Genomic DNA, 21303 nt, shown 5'->3' on the forward strand with positions numbered 1-21303 from the left:
TCCATCAATGAATAGCGAAATCTCAATGACTCAGATCACTGCCCGCCCCACCGGTTTCTCCTTTCAGCTGGCCCGCTCTGCGGCCGTGATCGCGACCGTGACCAGTTCGGCCGTGCTGGGCCTGTGGTCTGCGCAGGCACAGGCGGCCGAAGTGGCGGTCGCCGTGGCGGCCAATTTCACCGCGCCGATGAAGAAGATTGCGACCGAGTTCGAAAAGGACACCGGCCACAAGACCGAGCTGTCGTTTGGCGCCACCGGAAAGTTCTACGCCCAGATCAACAACGGCGCGCCGTTCGGCATTCTGCTGGCCGCCGACGACACCACGCCTGAAAAGCTGGCCAAGGAAGGCAAGGGCGTGGCCGATTCGCGCTTTACCTACGCCATCGGCACCCTGGTGCTGTGGAGCCCCAAGGCCGGCTATGTGGACGACAAGGGCGAAGTGCTCAAGACCGGCGACTACAAGCACATCGCGATCGCCAACCCCAAGCTGGCCCCCTACGGCACGGCGGCCATGGAAGTGCTGAACAAGCTCGGCCTGAGCACACAGGTGCAGCCCAAGGTGGTGATGGGCGAGAACATTGCCCAGACCTATCAGTTCGCGGCCACCGGCAATGCGCAGCTAGGTTTTGTGGCCCTGTCCCAGGTCATGGAGAACGGCAAGATCCGCGAGGGTTCGGCCTGGCAAGTGCCCGGCAACATGCATGAACCCATTCGCCAGGACGCCATCGTGCTCAACGGCGCCAAGGACAACGAGGCCGCCACCGCTCTGATGAAGTACCTGCGCAGCCCCAAGGCGCACGACATCATCCGCTCCTACGGCTATAGCTTCTGACGCCTGATCGGCAAGCGCTAGAGCCCGCCTCAACCCAGCGATCCGCTCTACCCTTGGCGCTGCTCGGCTAAGCTGGGCACTCCAAGGGTCTTTTTTTGCGGCCTGTGCGGCTGCGGATCGGGAAGGGTGCGGGGTCGATGGAAACATCCCTCGCGCATCCCGGTTTGCGCCAGTCCTGTTTTTGATTCCATGCAACTGAATGCCGAAGACTACGCAGCCATCTGGCTCACGCTCAAGCTTGCGGGCGTGACCACCGTGCTGCTCATGCTGCTGTGCACGCCGCTGGCCTGGTGGCTGGCCCATACCCGTTCGCGCTGGCGCGGCCCGATCGGTGCCGTCGTGGCACTGCCACTGGTGCTGCCGCCCACCGTCATCGGGTTCTATCTGCTGGTCACCATGGGCCCCAACGGCCCCATAGGCAAGCTCACGCAGGCCATGGGCCTGGGCAATCTGCCGTTCACCTTTGCCGGCCTGGTAGTGGGCTCGCTGATCTACTCCATGCCGTTCACCGTGCAACCGCTGCAGCGTGCGTTTGAAGCCCTGGGCCCGCGCCCCATGGAGGCGGCGGCCAGCCTGGGCGCCAGTCCGCTGGACCGCTTTCTGACCGTGGCCCTGCCGCTGGCGCGGCCCGGCTTCATCACCGCCGCCGTGCTGACCTTTGCCCACACCGTGGGCGAGTTCGGTGTGGTGCTGATGCTGGGCGGCAATATCCCCGGCGTCACGCGCGTGGTCTCGGTACAGATCTACGACCATGTGGAAGCCATGGAGTACGGCCACGCCCATCTGCTGGCGGCCGGAATGGTGGTGTTCTCCTTCATCGTGCTGCTGGCCCTGAACTGGCTGCAACCCAAAGCGGAGCGCCACGCATGACCGCTGCCCACTTCATCACCGCCCAGCTCAAGCTGACCCGGCCGGACTTTGCACTCGATGTGGATCTGCAGCTTCCTGGCCACGGAGTGACGGCCCTGTTCGGCCCCTCGGGCTGCGGCAAGACCACCTGTCTGCGCAGCCTCGCCGGACTGGAGCGGGCCCAAGGCCGCGTCACCGTCAACCAGACCGTATGGCAGGACGATGCCGGCCGGCAATGGCTGCCCACGCACCAGCGCGCGCTCGGCTATGTGTTCCAGGAGGCCAGCCTGTTCCCGCACCTTTCGGTGCAGCGCAATATCGATTACGGACTCAGGCGCACGCCGCAGGAACGCCGCAAGGTCTCCAAGGAAAGAGCCGTCGAACTGCTGGGCATTGCCCATCTGATGGAGCGCATGCCCGCCACGCTCTCGGGCGGCGAGCGCCAGCGCGTGGCGATTGCAAGAGCGCTGGCCACCAGCCCCGAAGTGCTGCTGATGGACGAGCCGCTGGCCGCGCTCGATGCCCAGCGCAAGGCCGAAGTCCTGCCCTATCTGGAGCAGCTGCAGCGTCATCTGCAGATTCCCGTCATCTACGTCAGCCACTCCATGGACGAGGTCGCACGCCTGGCCCAGCACATGGTGCTGCTCGGCGCGGGCAAGGTGCTGGCGCAGGGCTCCGTCACCGAGCTGCTGTCCAGCCTTGATCTGCCGCTGGCCCATGGCGACGTGGCCTCCAGCGTGGTCCATGCCACGGTGCATGACCATGACGCCGCCGATCATCTGAGCACCCTGGTCTTTGACGGAGGCCGGCTGCAACTCGTCATGGCCCGCCCGCGCGAGCCCGGCAGCACGGTGCCGCTGCGCGTGCAAGCGCGCGATGTCAGCCTCAGCCTGCTCAGGCCCGAAGGCAGCAGCATTCTCAATATCCTGCCGGTGCAGGTGCTGGACCTGCGCGAGGACGGGCCGGGCCAGGTCATGGTCTCGCTGCAGGCGGGCGGCACGCGGCTGCTGGCCAGAATCACCCAGCACTCGGCCCGGGCCTTGCAGCTGCAGCCCGGCATGCCGGTGTATGCCCAGATCAAGGGCATGGCGCTGCTGGACTGAGCGCAGCGCATCCGCCCCTGGCCGGCAAGGGATGCGCCTGCTGACTATCATCAGCCCATGACCGAGTCCTCCTGCCCCATCCCGGCCCAGCCGATCGCACCGCTGCACACCCGTGCCGTGCGCTTCTTCAACGCCGGGCAGCAGGAGCGGCAGGAACGTGTGCTGGCGGCCGAGGTGCCGATCGCACTGGTCTTCAACGGCATCTCGCATGCGGTGATGATGGGCTCGCCCACCGATGTGGAGGACTTCGCCCTCGGCTTTGCACTGACCGAAGGCATCATCGACAGCACTGAAGACTGCTACGGCATCGAAGCCCGCGCCGTATCTGCCGACGCGGCCGGCCTGCCCGAAGGCATGGACGGCATGGAAGTGCAGCTCGACATCGCCTCGCGCTGCTTTGCGCGGCTCAAGGACAGGCGCCGCAGCATGACGGGCCGCACGGGCTGCGGCGTCTGCGGAGTGGAGAGCTTTGCGGCGCTGGATCTGTCGTTTGACGCCCTGCCGCCCCAGGACTGGCTGGAGCAGGTCGATGCCGCCACCGTGCTCAAGGCGATCGGCGCCCTGGCCCCACATCAGATCCTGAATGCCGAGGCCGGCGCCATCCATGCCGCAGGCTGGGCCACGCTGGCGGGCGACATCACGGACGTGCTGGAAGACGTGGGCCGCCACAATGCGCTGGACAAGCTGGTCGGCCGGCTGGCGCGCACGGGCCGCCTCGGCGAGCCCGGCTTCGTACTGCTGTCAAGCCGCGGCAGCCATGAGCTGGTGCGCAAATGCGCCAAGGTCGGCATCGCGGCGCTGGCCACGATTTCGGCCCCTACCGACATGGGCGTGCGCATGGCGGAGCTGACCGGACTGCGTTTCTGGGGGTTGTGCCGCCCGCCCCGGGCCGTGCTCTACGCCGCGGGCGGCAAAGCCTGAGCAAGCCCTGCTGCCAAGCTCCAGCCTCTAGAATCACGGCATTGCGGCCATGACTCCAGCTCTGACCGCCCCACGATCAGCCCCTGGATATACACCATGAACCGCTGCACCACCGACCTCATCAGCCGTCGCTACGTGGCCTGCGCCCTGCTGGCCGCTGCCGCCAGTGCCGGCCTGCCGGCCCTGGCCCAGGGCCTGCCCTCGGACGAGACGCGCAACTTCCCGCCGACAGCCCAGTTCGGCGAGCTGACCGTGACCAACTTCCCCGAAGTGGCCATCAACGGCACGGCCATCCGCACCACGCCGGGCTTTCGCCTGTTCAGCCGCGAGCGCAGCATTGTTTTTGCCAGCAACTATGCAGGCCAGAAGATGCTGGTGGGCTATGTGATCGAGCCACAGACCCAGGGTCTGCACACGGCCTGGATTCTGACCCCTGCCGAGATCGAGAAATACAAGCCGATTCAGCCGCGCACCCTGCTGCAGCGCGTTTTCGGCAGCTGAGTTCGGCCCGCGCCGACCGCTATTGATTAAAGAGCTGCTTGCGCTTTTTCTGCAAGCTTCTCGAACTGTTTCCATATCCAAATCCAGTGATGGCAGGCGCCAGCCGCTATCACTTTGTGCTTGCAGATACTGCAGGCCCACCTGACAAGAGCGCCCCATGAGCAAGAAAGTCTTTATCAAAACCTTTGGCTGCCAGATGAACGAGTACGACTCGGACAAGATGGCCGATGTGCTGGGCGCGGCCCAGGGTTACGAGCCCACGCAGAACGTGGACGAGGCCGATCTGATCCTCTTCAACACCTGCTCGGTGCGCGAGAAGGCCCAGGAAAAAGTGTTCAGCGATCTGGGCCGCATCCGCCATCTCAAGGAAAAAGGCGTGCTGATCGGCGTGGGCGGCTGCGTGGCCAGTCAGGAAGGCGCCGAGATCATCAAACGCGCTCCGTTCGTGGACGTGGTCTTCGGCCCCCAGACCCTGCACCGCCTGCCCGAGCTGCTCAATCAGCGTGCGGCCAAGGCCAAGCCCCAGGTCGATATCTCCTTTCCCGAAATCGAGAAGTTCGACCACCTGCCGCCGGCACGCGTGGAAGGCGCCTCGGCCTTTGTCTCCATCATGGAAGGCTGCTCCAAGTACTGCAGCTACTGCGTCGTGCCCTATACACGCGGCGAGGAAGTCAGCCGCCCGTTCGAGGACGTGCTGGTGGAAGTCGCGGGCCTGGCCGAGCAGGGCGTGAAGGAAATCACGCTGCTGGGCCAGAACGTCAACGCCTACCTGGGCAAGATGGGCGACACCAGCGAGATGGCCGACTTCGCCTTGCTGCTGGAATACGTGGCCGAGATTCCCGGCATCGAGCGCATCCGCTACACCACCAGCCACCCCAACGAATTCACGCCGCGCCTGATCGAGGCCTACGCCAGGATTCCGCAACTGGTCAGCCACCTGCACCTGCCCGTGCAGCATGGCAGCGACAAGATTCTCATGGCCATGAAGCGTGGCTACACGGCCATGGAATACAAGAGCACCATCCGCAAGCTGCGTGCCATCCGTCCCGATCTGGCCATGAGCAGCGACTTCATCGTGGGCTTTCCCGGCGAGACCGAGGAAGACTTCCAGAAGATGATGAAGCTCATCCACGATGTGCGCTTCGACAACTCGTTCAGCTTCATCTTCAGCCCCCGCCCCGGCACGCCTGCGGCCAACCTGCAGGACGACACGCCGCACGAGGTCAAGCTGCGCCGCCTGCAGGAGCTGCAGGCCGTGATCAACAACAACATCAAGGAGATCAGCGAGGAGCGCGTCGGCACCGTGCAACGCCTGTTGATCGAGGGCGTGAGCAAGCGTGACGGCAGCGAACTGATGGGCCGCACCTATTGCAACCGCGTGGTCAATTTCCCCGGCAACGCACGCCTGATCGGCCAGATGGTGGATGTGAAGATTACCGAAGCCAAGGCTTACACCTTGCGCGGCGAAGTGTTGCTCAAGGATTGATGGCCCGACATTCCCTGGCCTCCTCTACCAAAAGCCTGCCGGCCATGCCGCGCAGGCTTTTTTCATGACTGGTTATAATTTTTGTAACAAAAAGTCATGCCTTGCCGGATGGCACACGCCCCTGCAATCCGCAGCTAGGATGGTGGTCTATTGGGGCCAAGCTGCCTCGGATTGAACTCTGTACACCATGAACCAAACTGCTGCACTGCAAGGCGAAGCCATCTACGCCCTGCTGGATCAAGCCCATGAGCTACTGAACGACTACAACGACGACAAGCCCGGCAGCATCAGCCGTCAGGACCGCATCGCGGCGGCGGTGGAATTGATGGGTCAGCAGAACTTTGCCCCGGCCACCGTGCAGGAACTCGAGCGCGTGCACGACTTCTGGCTGTACCTCGATCAGCCCGAAGCGGCCAACACCTTGCTGCAGCAGCATCGCGCTGCCGTCCTTTCCGGCGCCGACGAGCTGCTTCCTGCCGAAGCAATGCTGCGCCTGAACCTCAGCGATATCCAGAGCCGCATGGGCTTTGACCAGCCCTCCGCGCGCGCGCTGCTGGGATCGGCAGCGCTGGCCATTGCCCGACTGCCCGAAGCCGTGGACAGCGACAACTACTGGCATGGCTGGCACTGGATGGCCTCGGAGCTGCAGGCCTGGGATGCAGCAGCCACCGGGCTTGAGTTGCAACGCGGCCAGGAGCGCCGCAATCCCGATCTGGCCGAAGATGCGGCTTACCTCGATGCCATCGTCTGCGTTCGCAAGGCGGAAATGGCCCACAAAGGCGGCCACGTCAGCGAGGCTGCCAGCCTGGTGCAGAACGCCATCAACCTGCTGCGCGATGCTGCCCCCGACCAGCAGGTGGACTTTGATCGCTGGATGACGCTGGCCGATCATGTGCTGCCGCTGGCTCCGCAAAGCCTGCCGGCCTTGCTCATGGCCTGCGAGCAGCAGCTCGGCATCCTGGAAAATCCCCCGCCTTCCCAGGCCGTCAAGGCACATCGCCAAGTCAAGATACTGCGGCTGCAGGCCCAGGCCTGCGCGCAGGCCGGTCAGCTGGAAGCAGCCCTGCAGCTGGCCCCTCTGGGACACTTCGGCCTGACGGATGATCCGGGCGATCCTTTCACCGCCTCCTGGCTGGGCTGGCTGGAGCAGACCGGCCGCTTGAAGCAAGCCGCCGATCTGGCGCTTCAGAGCGTGCTCCACGCGCGCCCCGTCTCGGCCGTAGCCGCCTTCGAGCTGGCCAAGAAGCAGTTCAGCAACGACCCGGCCAACGCCATCACCTGGGCCCTGGTTCTGGCCATTGGCCAGACCGACGAGGACATGCGCCAGCTGCTCGCGCAGGAGGAAATGCCGCTGCACCCTGCGGATTTCTATCTGAACATGGTGCGTGCGGCCCAGCCGGCCCATCCGGTGCTGGCCTTGCTCGACGGCCTGCGCCTGGCACGCAAGCGCCAGATGGAACAGGCCCTGCCGCTGCTGGAAATCGGCGTGGGCCAGCATCCCGAGATGGCCGACAGCGACAAGCTGCCCACGCTCTGGGCGGCGCGCTTTGCCGCGCTGCCGCTGGAAGAAGCGCTGGCCCGCCCCTTCCCCGACGCCCATGGCGCGCACTGGTGCTATGCCGCCGGCGTGGTCCTGGACGATGCCGACGATCTGGCGCCGCTGATGGGCGGCAAGAAGAAGGTGCCGGCACAGGAGGTGCGCGAGCCTCTGGTCGTGCGCTACTACGAGCAGGGCCTGGCCCGCTTCGAGCATTTCTGGGCCAGCGGCCAGGGCCGCTTCAAGGACGCCGACCTGCATGTCTACTCCATGCTGTGCAACAACCTGGCCATCAAGTACCGCTTCATGGATCGCTACGACGAGGCCGCCGAGCTGCACCACAAGGGGCTGGGCAGCAGCCCGTTTGCCGAGCACCACAACGGCCTGCTGTGGTGCGCGGTGGGCAAGGACGACGACGCGCAGACCGTGGTCGAAGCCGAGCGCCTGTGGCATTTCGCCCAGGAGCATGGCTACAGCCGTCATGAGCCCACGCGCTATTTCTCCACCGTCGCGCTGTCGCTCTACAAGCTCGACCGCGACGACGAGATCAGCATCTGGATGGAGCGTCTGGACCAGTGGTTCCACGACCTCGACGAGGAAGAGCAGCGCGACGTACGCCGCAACTACCTGGCGTCCCTGATGTCCATGCTGGACTTTTTCTCGAGCACGCGCCCCGAGCTGGTGCTGCCGCGTTTGCGCACGCATCAGCAGGAGATCATTGCGCTGCAGGACTGCTATCCGCTGCGCCGCCTGGCCTGTGCACTGGAAGCCTATCCCGAGCTTCTGGAAGAGTCCGTGGCGCTGCACAAGCAGGCCAACAGCTATCTGGACCAGGACGACGACGAGGACGAGCGGCGCATGTCGCAGTCCGGCATCGAGCGTGCCGAGCGCAAGCTGGCCGAGCGCGATGCCCAGGCCGGTGCTGCAGCAGCGGGTCGCAAGCCATGGTGGAAATTCTGGTGAATCAGGTCATAGAGAAAACCGCTGCCGCCAGCGCCTACAAGGCGCGCGATGTGGTCAACGCGCCGGCCATCAAGCAGCGCATCAAGGAACGCAGCGCCGAGCGCGGCGACGCGGCCGAGGTCGCGGCCTGGCTGGGCAATCACTTCTACCGCCATGTGGTGGGCAATCTGCAGGCCGATGAGCCGGCCGTGCTGCGCATTGCCGATATCCAGCAGTTGCAGGAGCTGACGGGCCGCCAGCAGCCGCCGCCCTGGGCGCTGGAGCGCCTGGAGCGCAGGCAGGCCGGCTTCGAGCTGCCCGAGCTCTGGTGGGTGCAGCCCGACAGCGCGGCCCTGCTGGCGCTGGAGACGCGACTGGTGGAGTTTCTCTCCACCCGCAAGGGCACTTCGCTCGAAGGCAAGCTGCAGCGCGTGAATTGCCCGCAGGCGCTGGCGCGCTGGACGCTGGAGCATCTGGCCTTCGAGAAAAAGCAGAGCAGCGGCCGGGTCGAGCACAGCTCGGGCGCCGTGCACGGGCTGCTGCGCGGCCAGCATGGCACGTTCGTGGAGTTCGACGCCACAAGTGCGCAGATGCGCCAGGAAATGGCCTATGAAAGCCAGATGATGGGCCACTGCGTGGGCCAGTTCGCCAACCGCAAGTCCTTCAGCGGCGGCTATGGCGAGCATTACGCCGAGGGTCTGGAGTCGGGGCGCATGCGGCTGTTCAGCTACCGCACGGGCACGGCCCAGCCGCGCATCACCGTCAACGCCTATGTGCAAAAAGACGGCAAGCTGCAGATCGAGCAGATCAAGGGCAAGCAGAACCGGCCGCCGATTGCGCGCTATATGCCCGATGTGGTGACCTTGCTCAACCATCTGCCGCTCAATGACGAGGTGCCCGAGGACGCGCTGTCCATGGGCATTGTGCGCCGCCCGCCCGAGCTGCTGAAGTCCCATCCGGGGCTGGCGCCCTGGTGCTCGGTGCAGGAGCTGCAGACCGATGCCGAGCAGCTGTGGCTGATGCAGCAACACCCCGCACTGCTGCCGCAGCTCAATCTGCAGTCGCCGCTGATGCAGTGGATGGTGGCGGCACGCAAGGACTCGCTGGACAGCGAAGTCATCGAGCGCATGCCCAAATCCGCCGCGCTGAAGCAGACCTTGCTGATGGCCAGAAAGCGCCCCGGCCGCCAGGGAGTTCGCTCATGAACGCATGGACGATTCTCCTGCTTGTCGTGGCCCTGATTTTCTGGGTGCTGCGCGGCGGCTTCAAGCGCCTCAAGGAGGCCAAGCAGCGCGGCGACATCATCAGCTACCAGGCCGGCAGCCAGGAGCGCAACTGGGCCCTGGCCCTGGCCCACCCCATGGCCTACCACGCCATGCAGGGCGGCTTTGCCAGCGATCTGCATGGCGCCGACGATGCGCTGGCCAAGCAGCTGCGCCCCATGATCCTGCACCACCTGGGCCTGCGCACCGACCTCAGCGACGAACAGGTGCGCCAGCAGCTGCCCGATGCCATGCGCCAGCGCTGGTTCATGCTGGATCTGCAGCGCCTGCAGCGCAGCGACGATGCGCGCGCCGCCATGGCGTTTGCCTGCGCGCGCGTGACCTTTTTTGTGCGCAGTGCCAGGCTGCTGGACTGGGTGGACGAAGCCCTGCACTGGGACATCCTGCAGCTCAATGCCCAGCGCGCCCAGCAATGCTTCGACAGCTGGCTGGCCTTCGGCCAGGCCTATGCCCAGGGCCGCACCCAATGGCTGGCGCAGGGCCGCAGCGATGTGCTGGGCAAGGCCTTCACGATCGAAGAGGTGGCCCAGTGGGTGACGCAGGAGCAGCACCCCTGGCACGCGATGCGCTGGGATCTGCCGCTGAGCGGCGATGGTGCTGCAGCGTCCGCCGCATAGGCAGACAACGCACGTAAAAAAGGGACTGCCTGGCAGTCCCTTTTCGCATCCGCCGCGCGCCACTCAGGCAAAGATGCTGCGCGCTTCGGTGAATCGCTTGGCGAAGTACACATTGTCCATGCGCACCCGCTGCACCGTCCCGCCGCTGGACGGCGCGTGCACAAACTGTCCGTTGCCGACAAAAATGCCCATATGGGAATAGCGCCCGCCAAGGGTGTTGAAGAACACGAAGTCGCCGCGCATCAGATCGCGCCCGTCCACCGGATTGCTGGCCTGTGCCCATTGCGATGTGGTGCGGGGAAGACGGGTTTCCGTGATGCCGCCAACGGCCCACTGAATCAGTCCGCTGCAGTCAAAGCCGCCCTCAGGGGAGTTGCCGCCGTAGGTGTAGGGCGTGTTGACCACCAGCATGGTGCGCGCCAGCAGGGACTCGCGCAACTCGGCATCCAGGCTCAGCGCATTGAGCGGGCGCACCGATGAGCCGCCTTGCGCGGCAGGCCGTGGTTTGTCCCTGGTGGTGGAGCAGCCTGCCAGCAGCGCAAGCAGCGAACCCGCCACCAACAGCGCGCTGCGGCGCTCCAGACATTGAGGCAGAGCTTGCCGCTGCCCCGCCTCCACGAAAGTCCTGTCTTGTAGCTTCATGGAAAGGCATGTTCTCAGAAAGCCGCCTGTACATCCAGCAATTGCCCCGGATTGGCGCGCTTCTTTACAAAAAAGTGAGCTGCTAACGCCTGCCAGATCAACGATTCAGATGCATTTCTCATCCAAACCTAGATCTAACCTGCGTCAGCAGCTCACTTTTTATAGATCGCTGATCTCAAACCAAGCACACCCCAACTCAGGGACGGCGAGCAAGCGCCGCCGCGCAGCGGCTCAGGGGGAATCAAATATCAGAACGGCAGCTTGGGCATGCCGCCGCCGCCCATCATGCCCTTCATGGCCTTCATGCCACCCATCTTCTTCATCATCTTCATCAGACCGCCGCCCTTGAACTTCTTCATCATGGTCTGCATCTGCTCAAACTCCTTGAGCAGGCGGTTGACTTCCTGCACCTGCACGCCGGCGCCGTCGGCGATGCGCTTCTTGCGCGTGGCCTTGATCAGGGCGGGGTTCTTGCGTTCCTTGAAGGTCATGGAACAGATGATGCCTTCCTTGCGCTTGATCTCGCGCTCGGCCTTGTCCATATCGACCTGACCGGCCTTGCCGGCCAGCTCGGCGGGCAGCTTGTCCATCAGGGTCGAGAGACCGCCCATCTGCTTCATCTGCTGCAGCTGGGCCAGAAAGTCGTTGAGGTCGAAGCCGTCGCCGCTCTTGAGCTTCTCGGCCATCTTCTGCGCGGCCTCCATGTCCACGCCCTTGGTGACCTGCTCGACCAGGGCCACGATGTCGCCCATGCCCAGCACGCGCTGTGCGTGGCGGTCGGCGTCAAAGACTTCCAGGCCGTCGATCTTTTCCGAGACACCGGCGAACTTGATGGGCGCGCCCGTGATCTGGCGCACCGACAGCGCCGCACCGCCGCGCGAATCGCCGTCGAGCTTGGTCAGCACGATACCGGTCAGCGGCAGTGCTTCCTTGAAGGCCTTGGCCGTATTGACCGCATCCTGACCCTGCATGGCATCGACCACGAACAGGGTTTCAACGGGCTTGAGCGTGGCGTGCAGATCCTTGATTTCGGCCATCAGCAGCTCGTCGATGGCCAGACGACCGGCCGTATCCACCAGCAGCACATCGAAGAAATGCTTTTTGGCGTAGTCGATCGCGGCCACGGCGATATCGTGGGGCTTCTGGTCGGGCGTGGAAGGGAACCACTCGGCACCGGCCTGGGCCGTGACGGTCTTGAGCTGCTCGATGGCCGCAGGGCGATACACGTCGCCAGAGACCGTGAGCACCTTTTTCTTGCGCTTCTCGATCAGATGCTTGGCCAGCTTGGCCGTGGTGGTGGTCTTGCCCGCGCCCTGCAGGCCGGCCATCAGAACGACGGCGGGCGGCTGGGCATTGAGGTTGATGTCGGCCACCCCTTCGCCCATGGTCGCCGCCAACTCCTTGTTGACGATGGACACCAGCACCTGGCCGGGCTGCAGCGAGCTGATGACTTCCTGGCCCAGCGCCTTTTCCTTGACGCGGGCGATGAAGTCGCGCACCACGGGCAGGGCCACGTCGGCCTCCAGCAAGGCCATGCGCACTTCGCGCAGCATGTCCTGGACGTTGGATTCGGTGATGCGGGCCTGGCCGCGCATCTCCTTGACAAGGCGCGAGAGTTTATCGGTGAGTGCGGAGGCCATAAGCAAAAAGCATTCGAAAGTTATGGATGGGGAGTCGTGCGCGAGCGCGGCACGGGTCTCCGGGCAGCTTGCAGGCCGAACCTGGCGGGACCCAGACGGGCGGGACGAAGCGGCATGAACCCGCATTTTACCCGCTGCCCTTCGCGAACGATGCCTGCAGGCTTGCCGTGACCTGCCCCGGGCGCGCAAAGCCCGTGCAACCCCTTCCCAAAGGCGGGGCAGGCCCGCAAGAGAGCGACCCGAAGCACTCTGCAAGACCTTGGGCATCGCGGGAGATTGCGCCAGCCCGGCTACCGGCCGCGAGGCGAAAGCCCTTGGAAATGGGGTTAGGCGGCTGCCCAGGCGCTCAAACCCGGGTCGCAAGCGGCTTCGGCTGCGCTTTATGCGCAAATTTGACGCATGGCAGCATCCTGCAAAGCATGAGTGCAGGCCTGCGGCACTATCATAGAAAGCATGCTTTCCCAACCGCTCACTGCAGCTGGCCCCATTGGCTGGATTCTGGCCCTGGCAGCAGCCATTGCCTATGCCATCCCTGCACTTGCCAGCCGGCATCTGCAAGAAACCGGCGCCCGCCGCTGCCTGCGCCTGGCCTGGGCCCTGCATGCCCTGCTGCTGGGCTGGGGCCTGCTGGGCGAGCAGCCGCGCTTCGGCTTCGCACCCGCGCTCTCGATCACCGCCTGGCTGGTGCTGACCGTCTATGTGGTCGAGCAGCAGCTGTACCCGCAGCTGCGCTCACGCTGGCCGCTGTCCATACTGGGAAGTGTGGCCGTGCTTCTGGCCGTGGTGTTTCCCGGCACTCCGCTGCATGTCAACGCCTCGGCCTGGCTGCCGCTGCATCTGGCCCTGGGCATTGCCTCCTACGGCCTGTTTGCCGCAGCCGTCGTGCACGGGGCGCTGATGAGCCATGCCGAGCGGCAGATGCGCCAGGGCGGCGACCATGACAGCGGACTGCCTCTGCTGACGCTGGAGCGGCTGACCTTCCGCTTTGTCGGTGCCGGCTTTGTGCTGCTGACCGCCACGCTGGCCGCGGGCTGGCTGTTTGGCGAACAGCTCTACGGCAAGGCCTGGGTGTGGAATCACAAATCCGTTTTCTCGCTGCTGTCCTGGCTGGCTTTCGCCGTGCTGCTGTTCGGGCGCAAGCGATTTGGCTGGCGCGGCCAGAGCGCCGTGCGCGTGCTCTATATCGGCGCCATCTTTCTGCTGCTGGCCTATGTCGGCTCGCGCTTTGTGATTGAAGTCCTGCTGGAGCGCGCGGCATGAAGTATTTGCTGGTCCTGCTGGTCGTGGTGGTGGCTGTCGGCATCTGGCGCAGCAAGCGCCGCGCCGAAGCGGCAGAGCCCACCCGGACGGCCACCACTCTCCCGAAAGCTCAGACCATGGTGGCCTGCGCACACTGCGGCCTGCACCTGCCGCAAGCCGATGCCGTAAGCGATGCCTCGGGCCAGAGCTTCTGCAGCGCGGAACATCGCCGCCTGGCCCAGCAAGACCCCGGCAGCCACTGATCCCATGGTGAACTCCGCCTCACCCTGGCAGCACACCGCCATTCCGCTGGATGCGGCCATCAGCCGGCGCGCGGACGCCAGCCTCAACGCCCCGTTTGTGCGCCTGTGGCAGGCCTTCCTCAGCGGCCGCGTGCTGCTGGCGCTGGCCCTCATCCTGCTTCAGACGCTGAACCTGCAGCTGCAAAACATCAGCTCGCCCCTGGCCTGGCTGATCTGCTTCACCTATCTGGCGCTCACCGTGGTGCTGCGTCTGGCTGCAGCACGGCATTTGCCAGCACCTCGCGCAGCCCTGCAATGGCTGCCCGTGATCGGTGTCGACATCGCGGTGATCTTTCTGCTGCAGATCTTTCAGGTCGGCTCGCTCAACTACATGGCGCTGCTGGCCATTCCCGTCCTGATCTCCTCGGCGCTGGGCGGACTGATGCTGGCCTTTGGCGCCACGGCCGGCATCACGCTGCTGACGCTGGCCTACACCTTCTGGCAATACCATGGCGGCCTCAACGACGGCGCCCAGTCCTATTACCAGGCGGCTTTCTCCTGCGCCGGCTATTTCTGCGTGGCCTATCTCACGCACGAACTGGCCAAGCGTGTGCGGCGCGAGCGCTCCCAGGCCTTGTTCGACCGCCTGCGCACCCAGACCCAGGAGCAGGTCAACAGCCTGGTGATCAACCACTTCTCCGACGGGGTGCTGGTGGTCGACTCCAGCCTGCAAGTGCTGCAGGCCAATCCTGCCGCGCTGCAGCTGCTGGGCCTGGCCATGGATCACCCCCAGCCTTTTTCCCTGCAGGCCCACAGCTGGTGGGAGCCGCTGGCGCATGCGACACAGGCCAGCTTCGCCCATGCCCGCCCGCTGTCCGCCACCATCCATCTGCAGGCCCATGAGCGCCACGGCGCCACGGGCATCCATGTGCGCACACGCATCACCGAGGTTTCGGCGCCCTATCTGGACGAGGGCCCGCAGGCGCAAGCCAGCCACTCGCTTTGCGTCATGTTTCTTCACGACCTGCGCGAAATGGAAGCGCAGTTGCGCACCGAAAAGCTGGCCTCCATGGGCCGCATGTCGGCGGCCGTGGCGCATGAGATACGCAACCCTCTGGCCGCCATCACCCAGGCCAACGCGCTGCTGGCCGAAGACCTGAGCAGCCAGCCAGGCCCCCAGCAGCTATGCCGCATCGTGGGCCAGAATGCCGACCGGCTGGCCCGCATTGCCGAAGAGATCCTCAATCTGGCGCGCGTGCAACAGGACTCGGAAACCCATCAGGGTCAGTCGCTGCCGCTGGACAATCTGCTGGCCCAGATCAGCCATGAATGGCGCATGCAGGCCACGCCATCCCGCCAGCTTTTGCTGCGGCTCAATGCCACGGCCCGCCATATCCTGTTTGATGAAGAGCATCTGCGCCGCGTACTGATCAACCTGCTGGACAATGCCCAGCGCCATCGCAGCAACGCCGGCCATGAGACTGGCCTGCAGCTGATCAGCGGCCATGGGCCTTTGAACGGCCAGCTCCAGGGTCTCGCGCCGCAGGATGACGTCTGCTGGTTCATGGTCTGGAGTGACGGGGCACCGCTGGATTCCAGCGTCGAGCGCCATCTGTTCGAGCCCTTCTTCTCCTCCCAGAGCCGCTCTAGCGGCCTTGGACTCTATATCTGCCGCGAGCTCTGCCAGCGCTACGATGCCTCCATCAGCTATCAGCGCCTGAGCCTGCGCACGCCGCAAGGCGATGTGGACGGCAACGCCTTTATCGTGACTCTGCGCAGCGGCCCTGCCTCGCTCGCAAGCCACGGCCTGTTTGACTCGATCATGGTGTAAGCCCAGTGACATCCTCGCCTCACTCCTCCGCAGCAGCCAGCATTCTCGTGGTCGACGATGAACCCGATCTGCGCACGCTCTACGAGCTGACGCTGCTGCGCGAAGGCTACCGCGTGGAAACCGCAGGCTCGGTCCAGGAAGGCAGGGCCCAGCTGCAGGAGCGCCATTTCGATGTGGTGATCACCGATATGCGCCTGCCCGACGGGATCGGCATGGAGCTCTTGCTGCAGCTGCGCGATCACTCGCGCAGCGAGCGCTGCATCGTCATGACGGCCTACGGCTCGGCCGAGAACGCCGTGGAAGCCTTGCGCGCCGGCGCCTTCGACTATCTGACCAAGCCCGTGGACCTGCGCCAGTTCCGCCAGGTCGTGGCCTCGGCTGTGCAAGGCATGGGCGCAGTGCTCAAACCCGGCAATCCACAGGCCGGCGGCAGCGCACCTGCCCATGACGCGGGGCCGGCAGCCCAACCGGACGCGCTGGAAGCGCTGGTGGGCAACTCTCAGGCCATGCAACGCGTCAAGCAGCGCATCGCCAAGGTTGCCAAGGGCATGGCTCCCGTGCTGATCCACGGTGAATCTGGCACGGGCAAGGAGCTGGTGGCACGCGCCCTGCATGCCTGCAGCCAGCGGGCCGACGGCCCCATGGTCGCCGTCAACTGCGGTGCCATCCCGGAAAACCTGCTCGAAGCCGAATTCTTCGGCGCCCGCAAGGGCTCCTATACCGGAGCCACGCAGGACAGGCCCGGCTACTTTCAGGCCGCTCAGGGCGGCACCCTGTTTCTCGACGAGATCGGCGACCTGCCCCTGGCCATGCAGGCCAAGCTGCTGCGCGCCATCCAGGAGCGCAAGATCCGCCCGCTGGGCAGCACCCAGGAAGAAGCTGTCGATGTGCGCATCCTCAGCGCCACCCACCGCGACCTGAGCGCGCAAGTGCAGTCCGGCAATTTCCGCCAGGACCTGTTCTACCGGCTCAACGTCATCGAAATCGAGCTGCCCGCGCTACGTGAGCGCCGCGAAGACCTGGGCCAGCTCTGCCAGGCTTTGCTGCAGAAGCTGGCCCGCGAGTCCGGCCTGGCCACGCCGGAGCTGGACGAGATCAGCCTCGGCCAGATCGCCGGACTGCCGCTGCCCGGCAATGTGCGCGAACTGGAGAACGTGCTGCACCGCGCCATTGCGCTGGGCGATGAGGGCCCGCTGCGCCTGCCCGAGTCCGGCCCCAGCACCGGCGCCGGTGCTTCGGCAGCGACGCCAGCCCCGGCATCGGGCACTCAGGCATCGGAGACCGGTGCACCGGCGCCCCAGCACGCCGGCAGTCCGGCCACACTGCCCGAGGATCTGCAAGGCTGGCTTGACGAACAGGAGCGCAGCATCCTGGTCCGCGCCCTGCAGGACAACGGCTTCAACCGCACGGCCACGGCGGCCAGGCTGGGCATCAGCCTGCGCCAGATCCGCTACCGCATCGACCGGCTGGGCATAGACCTGCCGGCCGAAGGCTGCAAACAACAGAACGACAATGTCTGATCCCGCCCCCCTCGCTCAGGACCTGCCGCAGCCGCTGTGGCAGGCGGGCTGGTATGGCGCGGCGCGCCACCTGGCCTCGCCCAATTTCGGCCCGCGCCCCGAGGGGGCAAAGATCGACCTTGTCGTCATCCACTCCATCAGCCTGCCGCCGGGCCAGTACGGCACGGGCGCGGTGCAGCAACTGTTCACCAACCAGCTCGACTGGGACGCCCATCCTTATTACCAGGGCATTCGCGGCCTCGAAGTCTCGTCCCATTTCTTTGTCACGCGCCAGGGCGAGATCTGGCAGTTCGTCAGCTGCGACGACCGCGCCTGGCATGCCGGCGTGAGCCAGTGGCGCGGGCGAGATCGCTGCAACGACGACTCCATAGGCATCGAGCTGGAAGGCCTGGAAGGTCTGAGCTTCGAAGCCCCCCAGTACCAGGCCCTGCAGCAGCTTTGCAGCGCCATCGCCGCGCAATACCCCGTGCACTACATCGCCGGGCACGAGCACATCGCCCCCGGACGCAAGCAGGACCCCGGCCCTGGCTTTGACTGGCAGCGCCTGCAGCAGCAGCTGGGCAGCGCGGACGGCACCCGGTCATGGGAATTTCCGCCGCACGTTTCACCGCGGTCCTGATCTTTTCATAGCAGCTTCCGCACGCTATCTCTTGAATTCCTGGTGATTCAGCACTGAAGTCACCTGATGACAGGCGTCAGGCGCTCCTCTTTTTGTAAGCCCGCATCCTCCATCCCTTTTGCACCTGGAAGCGGCATGTCAATGGCGCGCGCGCAACAACTGTCGCCTGCATCAAACACGCAAATTTTTTACATATTTCCGGCCCGCTCTCCCGCCGCGCGCAACCGCGCCACAGGCCTTTATTCATGCGGGATGAAGTCATTTTTTCAGCTGTCAAGCGGTGGCCGAAATGTCAGATTCAGTAGTTTCATCAGGTCAGCCAGTTTTAAGCGCGATACACTACCGGTAGTGTTTAAGGGCGCCTCAGACCCCATATCTAGTGTTTACAAGTTGTGCACACCCTGTGCAAACCATGTGTAGACCAAGGCGCCGAATCGTGTTTTTGATGGCCTGCCCACAGTGCAGGCCTTTGTCTGCCTATCCACATACTGACTCAGAGGAACTTATGCAAGAAGCGTTGAACTCACTGCCTTCTGCCGCACCTGCCGGTGCAGCCAATTCTTCCTCCCCCAATGACAGCTACCAGATCATCCGCCGCAGCGGCGATGTGGTGGCTTTCGCGCCCCAGAAGATTGCCGTGGCCCTGACCAAGGCTTTCCTGGCCGTGCGCGGCGCGCAGGGCGCGGCTTCCGCCAGCGTACGTGACACCGTCAACGAACTCACCGACGGCGTGGTGCGCGCCCTGGTGCGTTCGCGTCCCGATGGCGGCACCTTCCATATCGAAGATGTGCAGGACCAGGTCGAACTCGGCCTGATGCGCGCCGGTCACCAGGACGTGGCCCGCGCCTATGTGCTGTACCGCGAGCGCCGCAACCAGGAACGTGCCGAGCAGAAGAAGGTCGCCGAAGTGGCTGCCGCCGCCGCCTCCAAGCCCGTGCTGCATGTGACCGACAACGGCCAGCGCGTGCCGCTGAACCAGGAGCGTCTGGAAGCCCTGATCGTCGCTTCCTGCGGCAATCTGAATGCCGACATCCAGTCCGGCCCCATCGTGGCCGAAACCCTGCGCAATCTGTATGACGGCGTGCCTCTGGCCGAGGTCTACAAGGCGTCCATCCTGGCCGCCCGTACGCTGATCGAAAAAGACCCCGACTACACCTACGTCACCGCCCGCCTGCTGCTGCACACCATCGTGCGCGAAGTCATGGGCCGCGACGTGCAGCCCGCAGAAATGCAGGCCGCCTATGCCGACTACTTCCCCGGCTTTGTGCAAAAGGGCGTGGATAACGAGCTGCTCAACCCCGAGCTGCTGAACTACGACCTGCCCCGTCTGGCCAAGGCCCTGAAGGCCGAGCGCGACGAACAGTTCGACTACCTGGGTCTGCAGACCCTGTACGACCGCTACTTCCTGCACGTGCGCAAGACCCGCATCGAGCTGCCCCAGTCCTTCTTCATGCGCGTGGCCATGGGCCTGGCACTGAACGAGCCCGACCGCAACGCCCGTGCCATCGAGTTCTACGAACTGCTGTCGTCCTTCGACTTCATGTCGTCCACTCCCACGCTGTTCAACAGCGGCACGCTGCGTTCGCAGCTGTCGTCCTGCTACCTGACCACCGTGCCCGACGATCTGGACGGCATCTACGAATCCATCAAGGAAAATGCCCTGCTGTCCAAGTTTGCCGGCGGCCTGGGCAATGACTGGACCCGTGTGCGTGCCCTGGGCTCGCGCATCAAGGGCACCAACGGCGAATCGCAAGGCGTGGTTCCCTTCCTCAAGGTGGTCAACGACACGGCCGTCGCCGTGAACCAGGGCGGCAAGCGCAAGGGCGCGGTCTGCACCTATCTGGAATCCTGGCACCTGGACATCGAAGAGTTCCTGGAGCTGCGCAAGAACACCGGCGACGACCGCCGCCGCACCCACGACATGAACACGGCGAACTGGATTCCCGACCTGTTCATGAAGCGCGTGATGGAAGCGGGCCAGTGGACCCTGTTCTCGCCCGCCGACGCTCCCGATCTGCACGATCTGTACGGCGAAGCCTTCGAGAAGGCCTACACCGCCTATGAAGCCAAGGTCGACAGCGGCGAGCTCAAGCTGTTCAAGCGCGTGCCTGCCGTGGATCTGTGGCGCAAGATGCTCTCGATGCTGTTCGAGACCGGCCATCCCTGGATCACCTTCAAGGACCCTTGCAACATCCGCTCGCCCCAGCAGCACGTGGGTGTGGTGCACTCGTCCAACCTGTGCACCGAGATCACGCTCAACACCAGCGACACCGAAACCGCAGTCTGCAACCTGGGCTCGGTGAACCTGGTCCAGCACATCAAGGACGGCAAGATCGACCACGACAAGCTGCGCAAGACCGTGAACACGGCCATGCGCATGCTGGACAACGTGATCGACATCAACTACTACGCCGTGCAAAAGGCCAAGGACTCCAATCTGCGCCATCGCCCTGTGGGCATGGGCCTGATGGGTTTCCAGGATGCGCTGTATGAAATGCGCACCGCCTACGCCAGCCAGGGCGCCGTCGAGTTCGCCGACGAAGCCATGGAAGCCATCTGCTACTACGCTTACTGGGCATCGACCGAGCTGTCCAAGGAACGCGGCACCTACTCCACCTTCAAGGGCTCGCTGTGGGATCAGGGCATCCTGCCCCCCGACACCCTGAAGCTGCTGGAAAAGGCCCGCGGCGGCTATGTGGAAGTGGATCGCTCCGCCAAGCTGGACTGGGACGCCCTTCGCGCCAAGATCGCCAAGGACGGCATGCGCAACTCCAACTGCGTGGCCATCGCCCCCACCGCCACCATCTCCAACATCGTGGGTGTGGATGCCTCGATCGAGCCTTCGTTCGGCAACCTGTCCGTGAAGTCCAATCTGTCGGGCGAATTCACCGTCATCAACCAGTACCTGGTGCGCGACCTCAAGCGCCTGGGCCTGTGGGACGACGTGATGGTCATGGATCTCAAGCATTTCGACGGCTCGCTGCGCGCCATCGACCGCGTGCCGCAAGAGATCAAGAACCTCTACGCCACCGCGTTCGAAGTCTCGCCCGAATGGCTGGTGGAAGCCGCCTCGCGCCGCCAGAAGTGGATCGACCAGGCCCAGAGCCTGAACATCTACATGGCCGGTGCATCGGGCAAGAAGCTGCACGACACCTACATGCTGGCCTGGCTGCGCGGTCTGAAGACCACCTACTACCTGCGCACCACCAGCGCGACCAATATCGAGAAGTCCACCGTGCAAAGCCGTGTGCTGAACGCCGTGTCCTCCGGTGCTCCTGCCGCTTCGGCAGCCCCTGCGGCCAAGCCTGCGGTCAGCGCACTGGAAGCGGCTGCCGCCGCTGCCCGTGCCCAGGCACCCGCCACGGACATCAAGTTCTGCGCGATTGACGATCCTGGTTGCGAGGCTTGCCAGTAATTGACTGGCTCCCCCTGAGGCGCTTGGCCTAGGCGGCCCCCGCGCCTTCCCCCTCTCTCGATGCGTTGCATCGGGAGGGGGACG

General features: G+C 64.8%; 17 protein-coding genes. 15 read left to right on the forward strand and 2 right to left on the reverse strand.

The window, feature by feature from the left end; genetic code table 11:
* Window positions 1-25: 25 nt before the first annotated feature.
* The 9 genes from modA (at window position 26) to ACLBXN_RS13105 (ending at window position 10071) form a co-directional block, all read left to right on the forward strand.
* The gene (gene modA / locus ACLBXN_RS13065) at window positions 26-832 is read left to right on the forward strand and encodes a molybdate ABC transporter substrate-binding protein (protein ID WP_447612401.1); all 807 of its coding nucleotides are present in this window, start codon (window positions 26-28) and stop codon (window positions 830-832) included.
* Window positions 833-1021: 189 nt separating this feature from the next.
* Window positions 1022-1702, forward strand: coding sequence for a molybdate ABC transporter permease subunit (gene modB / locus ACLBXN_RS13070; protein ID WP_447612402.1), 681 nt, complete (start codon window positions 1022-1024; stop codon window positions 1700-1702).
* Window positions 1699-2784: a molybdenum ABC transporter ATP-binding protein gene (modC, locus tag ACLBXN_RS13075; RefSeq protein ID WP_211457047.1), complete on the forward strand. Its 1086-nt coding sequence runs from the start codon at window positions 1699-1701 to the stop codon at window positions 2782-2784. Before modB ends, modC begins: the two co-directional genes overlap by 4 nt.
* 57 nt (window positions 2785-2841) lie before the next feature.
* Window positions 2842-3705: a formate dehydrogenase accessory sulfurtransferase FdhD gene (gene fdhD / locus ACLBXN_RS13080; RefSeq protein ID WP_447612403.1), complete on the forward strand. Its 864-nt coding sequence runs from the start codon at window positions 2842-2844 to the stop codon at window positions 3703-3705.
* A 96-nt stretch (window positions 3706-3801) separates the two neighbouring features.
* On the forward strand, window positions 3802-4206 hold the full coding sequence (locus tag ACLBXN_RS13085; protein WP_447612404.1) for a hypothetical protein: 405 nt from the start codon (window positions 3802-3804) through the stop codon (window positions 4204-4206).
* A 157-nt stretch (window positions 4207-4363) separates the two neighbouring features.
* Entirely contained in the window at window positions 4364-5692 is a 1329-nt protein-coding gene (gene miaB, locus ACLBXN_RS13090; protein WP_407714243.1) for a tRNA (N6-isopentenyl adenosine(37)-C2)-methylthiotransferase MiaB, read from the forward strand.
* A 187-nt stretch (window positions 5693-5879) separates the two neighbouring features.
* Complete coding sequence (locus ACLBXN_RS13095; protein WP_447612405.1) at window positions 5880-8192, forward strand: hypothetical protein; 2313 nt, start codon at window positions 5880-5882, stop codon at window positions 8190-8192.
* Window positions 8174-9376 (forward strand): hypothetical protein, encoded by a 1203-nt coding sequence (locus ACLBXN_RS13100; protein ID WP_447612406.1) that lies wholly within the window; start codon window positions 8174-8176, stop codon window positions 9374-9376. The genes ACLBXN_RS13095 and ACLBXN_RS13100 overlap by 19 nt, the downstream gene beginning before the upstream one ends.
* A complete protein-coding gene (locus ACLBXN_RS13105) occupies window positions 9373-10071 on the forward strand; it encodes a DUF1266 domain-containing protein (protein ID WP_447612407.1) in 699 nt (232 codons plus the stop codon). The genes ACLBXN_RS13100 and ACLBXN_RS13105 overlap by 4 nt, the downstream gene beginning before the upstream one ends.
* A gap of 63 nt (window positions 10072-10134) precedes the next feature.
* Here ACLBXN_RS13105 and ACLBXN_RS13110 read toward each other — a convergent pair whose 3' ends face one another.
* Window positions 10135-10713: a C40 family peptidase gene (locus tag ACLBXN_RS13110; protein WP_447612408.1), complete on the reverse strand. Its 579-nt coding sequence runs from the start codon at window positions 10711-10713 to the stop codon at window positions 10135-10137.
* Window positions 10714-10961: 248 nt separating this feature from the next.
* Entirely contained in the window at window positions 10962-12353 is a 1392-nt protein-coding gene (gene ffh / locus ACLBXN_RS13115; protein WP_447612409.1) for a signal recognition particle protein, read from the reverse strand.
* Window positions 12354-12806: 453 nt separating this feature from the next.
* Here ffh and ACLBXN_RS13120 point away from each other — a divergent pair, with 453 nt between their 5' ends.
* The 6 genes from ACLBXN_RS13120 to ACLBXN_RS13145 all read left to right on the forward strand — a co-directional run bounded on the left by ACLBXN_RS13120 (window position 12807) and on the right by ACLBXN_RS13145 (window position 21219).
* Window positions 12807-13613 carry a cytochrome C assembly family protein gene (locus ACLBXN_RS13120; RefSeq protein WP_050872476.1) on the forward strand — a complete coding sequence of 269 codons (807 nt, stop codon included), beginning with the start codon at window positions 12807-12809 and terminating at the stop codon, window positions 13611-13613.
* On the forward strand, window positions 13610-13855 hold the full coding sequence (locus ACLBXN_RS13125; protein ID WP_447612410.1) for a PP0621 family protein: 246 nt from the start codon (window positions 13610-13612) through the stop codon (window positions 13853-13855). Before ACLBXN_RS13120 ends, ACLBXN_RS13125 begins: the two co-directional genes overlap by 4 nt.
* 4 nt (window positions 13856-13859) lie before the next feature.
* Window positions 13860-15665: a sensor histidine kinase gene (locus ACLBXN_RS13130; RefSeq protein ID WP_447612411.1), complete on the forward strand. Its 1806-nt coding sequence runs from the start codon at window positions 13860-13862 to the stop codon at window positions 15663-15665.
* A gap of 5 nt (window positions 15666-15670) precedes the next feature.
* Window positions 15671-17185 (forward strand): sigma-54-dependent transcriptional regulator, encoded by a 1515-nt coding sequence (locus tag ACLBXN_RS13135; RefSeq protein WP_447612412.1) that lies wholly within the window; start codon window positions 15671-15673, stop codon window positions 17183-17185.
* A complete protein-coding gene (gene ampD / locus ACLBXN_RS13140) occupies window positions 17178-17804 on the forward strand; it encodes a 1,6-anhydro-N-acetylmuramyl-L-alanine amidase AmpD (protein ID WP_447612413.1) in 627 nt (208 codons plus the stop codon). Before ACLBXN_RS13135 ends, ampD begins: the two co-directional genes overlap by 8 nt.
* A 505-nt stretch (window positions 17805-18309) precedes the next feature.
* Window positions 18310-21219, forward strand: coding sequence for a ribonucleoside-diphosphate reductase subunit alpha (locus ACLBXN_RS13145; RefSeq protein WP_407714250.1), 2910 nt, complete (start codon window positions 18310-18312; stop codon window positions 21217-21219).
* The last annotated feature ends 84 nt before the right edge of the window (window positions 21220-21303 follow it).

The organism is Comamonas sp. C24C (assembly GCF_053345995.1).

Excerpts from the sequence above, each read along its gene's own strand:
- modA (WP_447612401.1), top strand. The coding sequence starts at position 26 with ATGACTCAGATCACTGCCCGCCCCACCGGTTTCTCCTTTCAGCTGGCC.
- modB (WP_447612402.1), top strand. The coding sequence starts at position 1,022 with ATGCAACTGAATGCCGAAGACTACGCAGCCATCTGGCTCACGCTCAAG.
- modC (WP_211457047.1), top strand. The coding sequence starts at position 1,699 with ATGACCGCTGCCCACTTCATCACCGCCCAGCTCAAGCTGACCCGGCCG.
- fdhD (WP_447612403.1), top strand. The coding sequence starts at position 2,842 with ATGACCGAGTCCTCCTGCCCCATCCCGGCCCAGCCGATCGCACCGCTG.
- ACLBXN_RS13085 (WP_447612404.1), top strand. The coding sequence starts at position 3,802 with ATGAACCGCTGCACCACCGACCTCATCAGCCGTCGCTACGTGGCCTGC.
- miaB (WP_407714243.1), top strand. The coding sequence starts at position 4,364 with ATGAGCAAGAAAGTCTTTATCAAAACCTTTGGCTGCCAGATGAACGAG.
- ACLBXN_RS13095 (WP_447612405.1), top strand. The coding sequence starts at position 5,880 with ATGAACCAAACTGCTGCACTGCAAGGCGAAGCCATCTACGCCCTGCTG.
- ACLBXN_RS13100 (WP_447612406.1), top strand. The coding sequence starts at position 8,174 with ATGGTGGAAATTCTGGTGAATCAGGTCATAGAGAAAACCGCTGCCGCC.
- ACLBXN_RS13105 (WP_447612407.1), top strand. The coding sequence starts at position 9,373 with ATGAACGCATGGACGATTCTCCTGCTTGTCGTGGCCCTGATTTTCTGG.
- ACLBXN_RS13110 (WP_447612408.1), bottom strand. The coding sequence starts at position 10,713 with ATGAAGCTACAAGACAGGACTTTCGTGGAGGCGGGGCAGCGGCAAGCT.
- ffh (WP_447612409.1), bottom strand. The coding sequence starts at position 12,353 with ATGGCCTCCGCACTCACCGATAAACTCTCGCGCCTTGTCAAGGAGATG.
- ACLBXN_RS13120 (WP_050872476.1), top strand. The coding sequence starts at position 12,807 with ATGCTTTCCCAACCGCTCACTGCAGCTGGCCCCATTGGCTGGATTCTG.
- ACLBXN_RS13125 (WP_447612410.1), top strand. The coding sequence starts at position 13,610 with ATGAAGTATTTGCTGGTCCTGCTGGTCGTGGTGGTGGCTGTCGGCATC.
- ACLBXN_RS13130 (WP_447612411.1), top strand. The coding sequence starts at position 13,860 with ATGGTGAACTCCGCCTCACCCTGGCAGCACACCGCCATTCCGCTGGAT.
- ampD (WP_447612413.1), top strand. The coding sequence starts at position 17,178 with ATGTCTGATCCCGCCCCCCTCGCTCAGGACCTGCCGCAGCCGCTGTGG.
- ACLBXN_RS13145 (WP_407714250.1), top strand. The coding sequence starts at position 18,310 with ATGCAAGAAGCGTTGAACTCACTGCCTTCTGCCGCACCTGCCGGTGCA.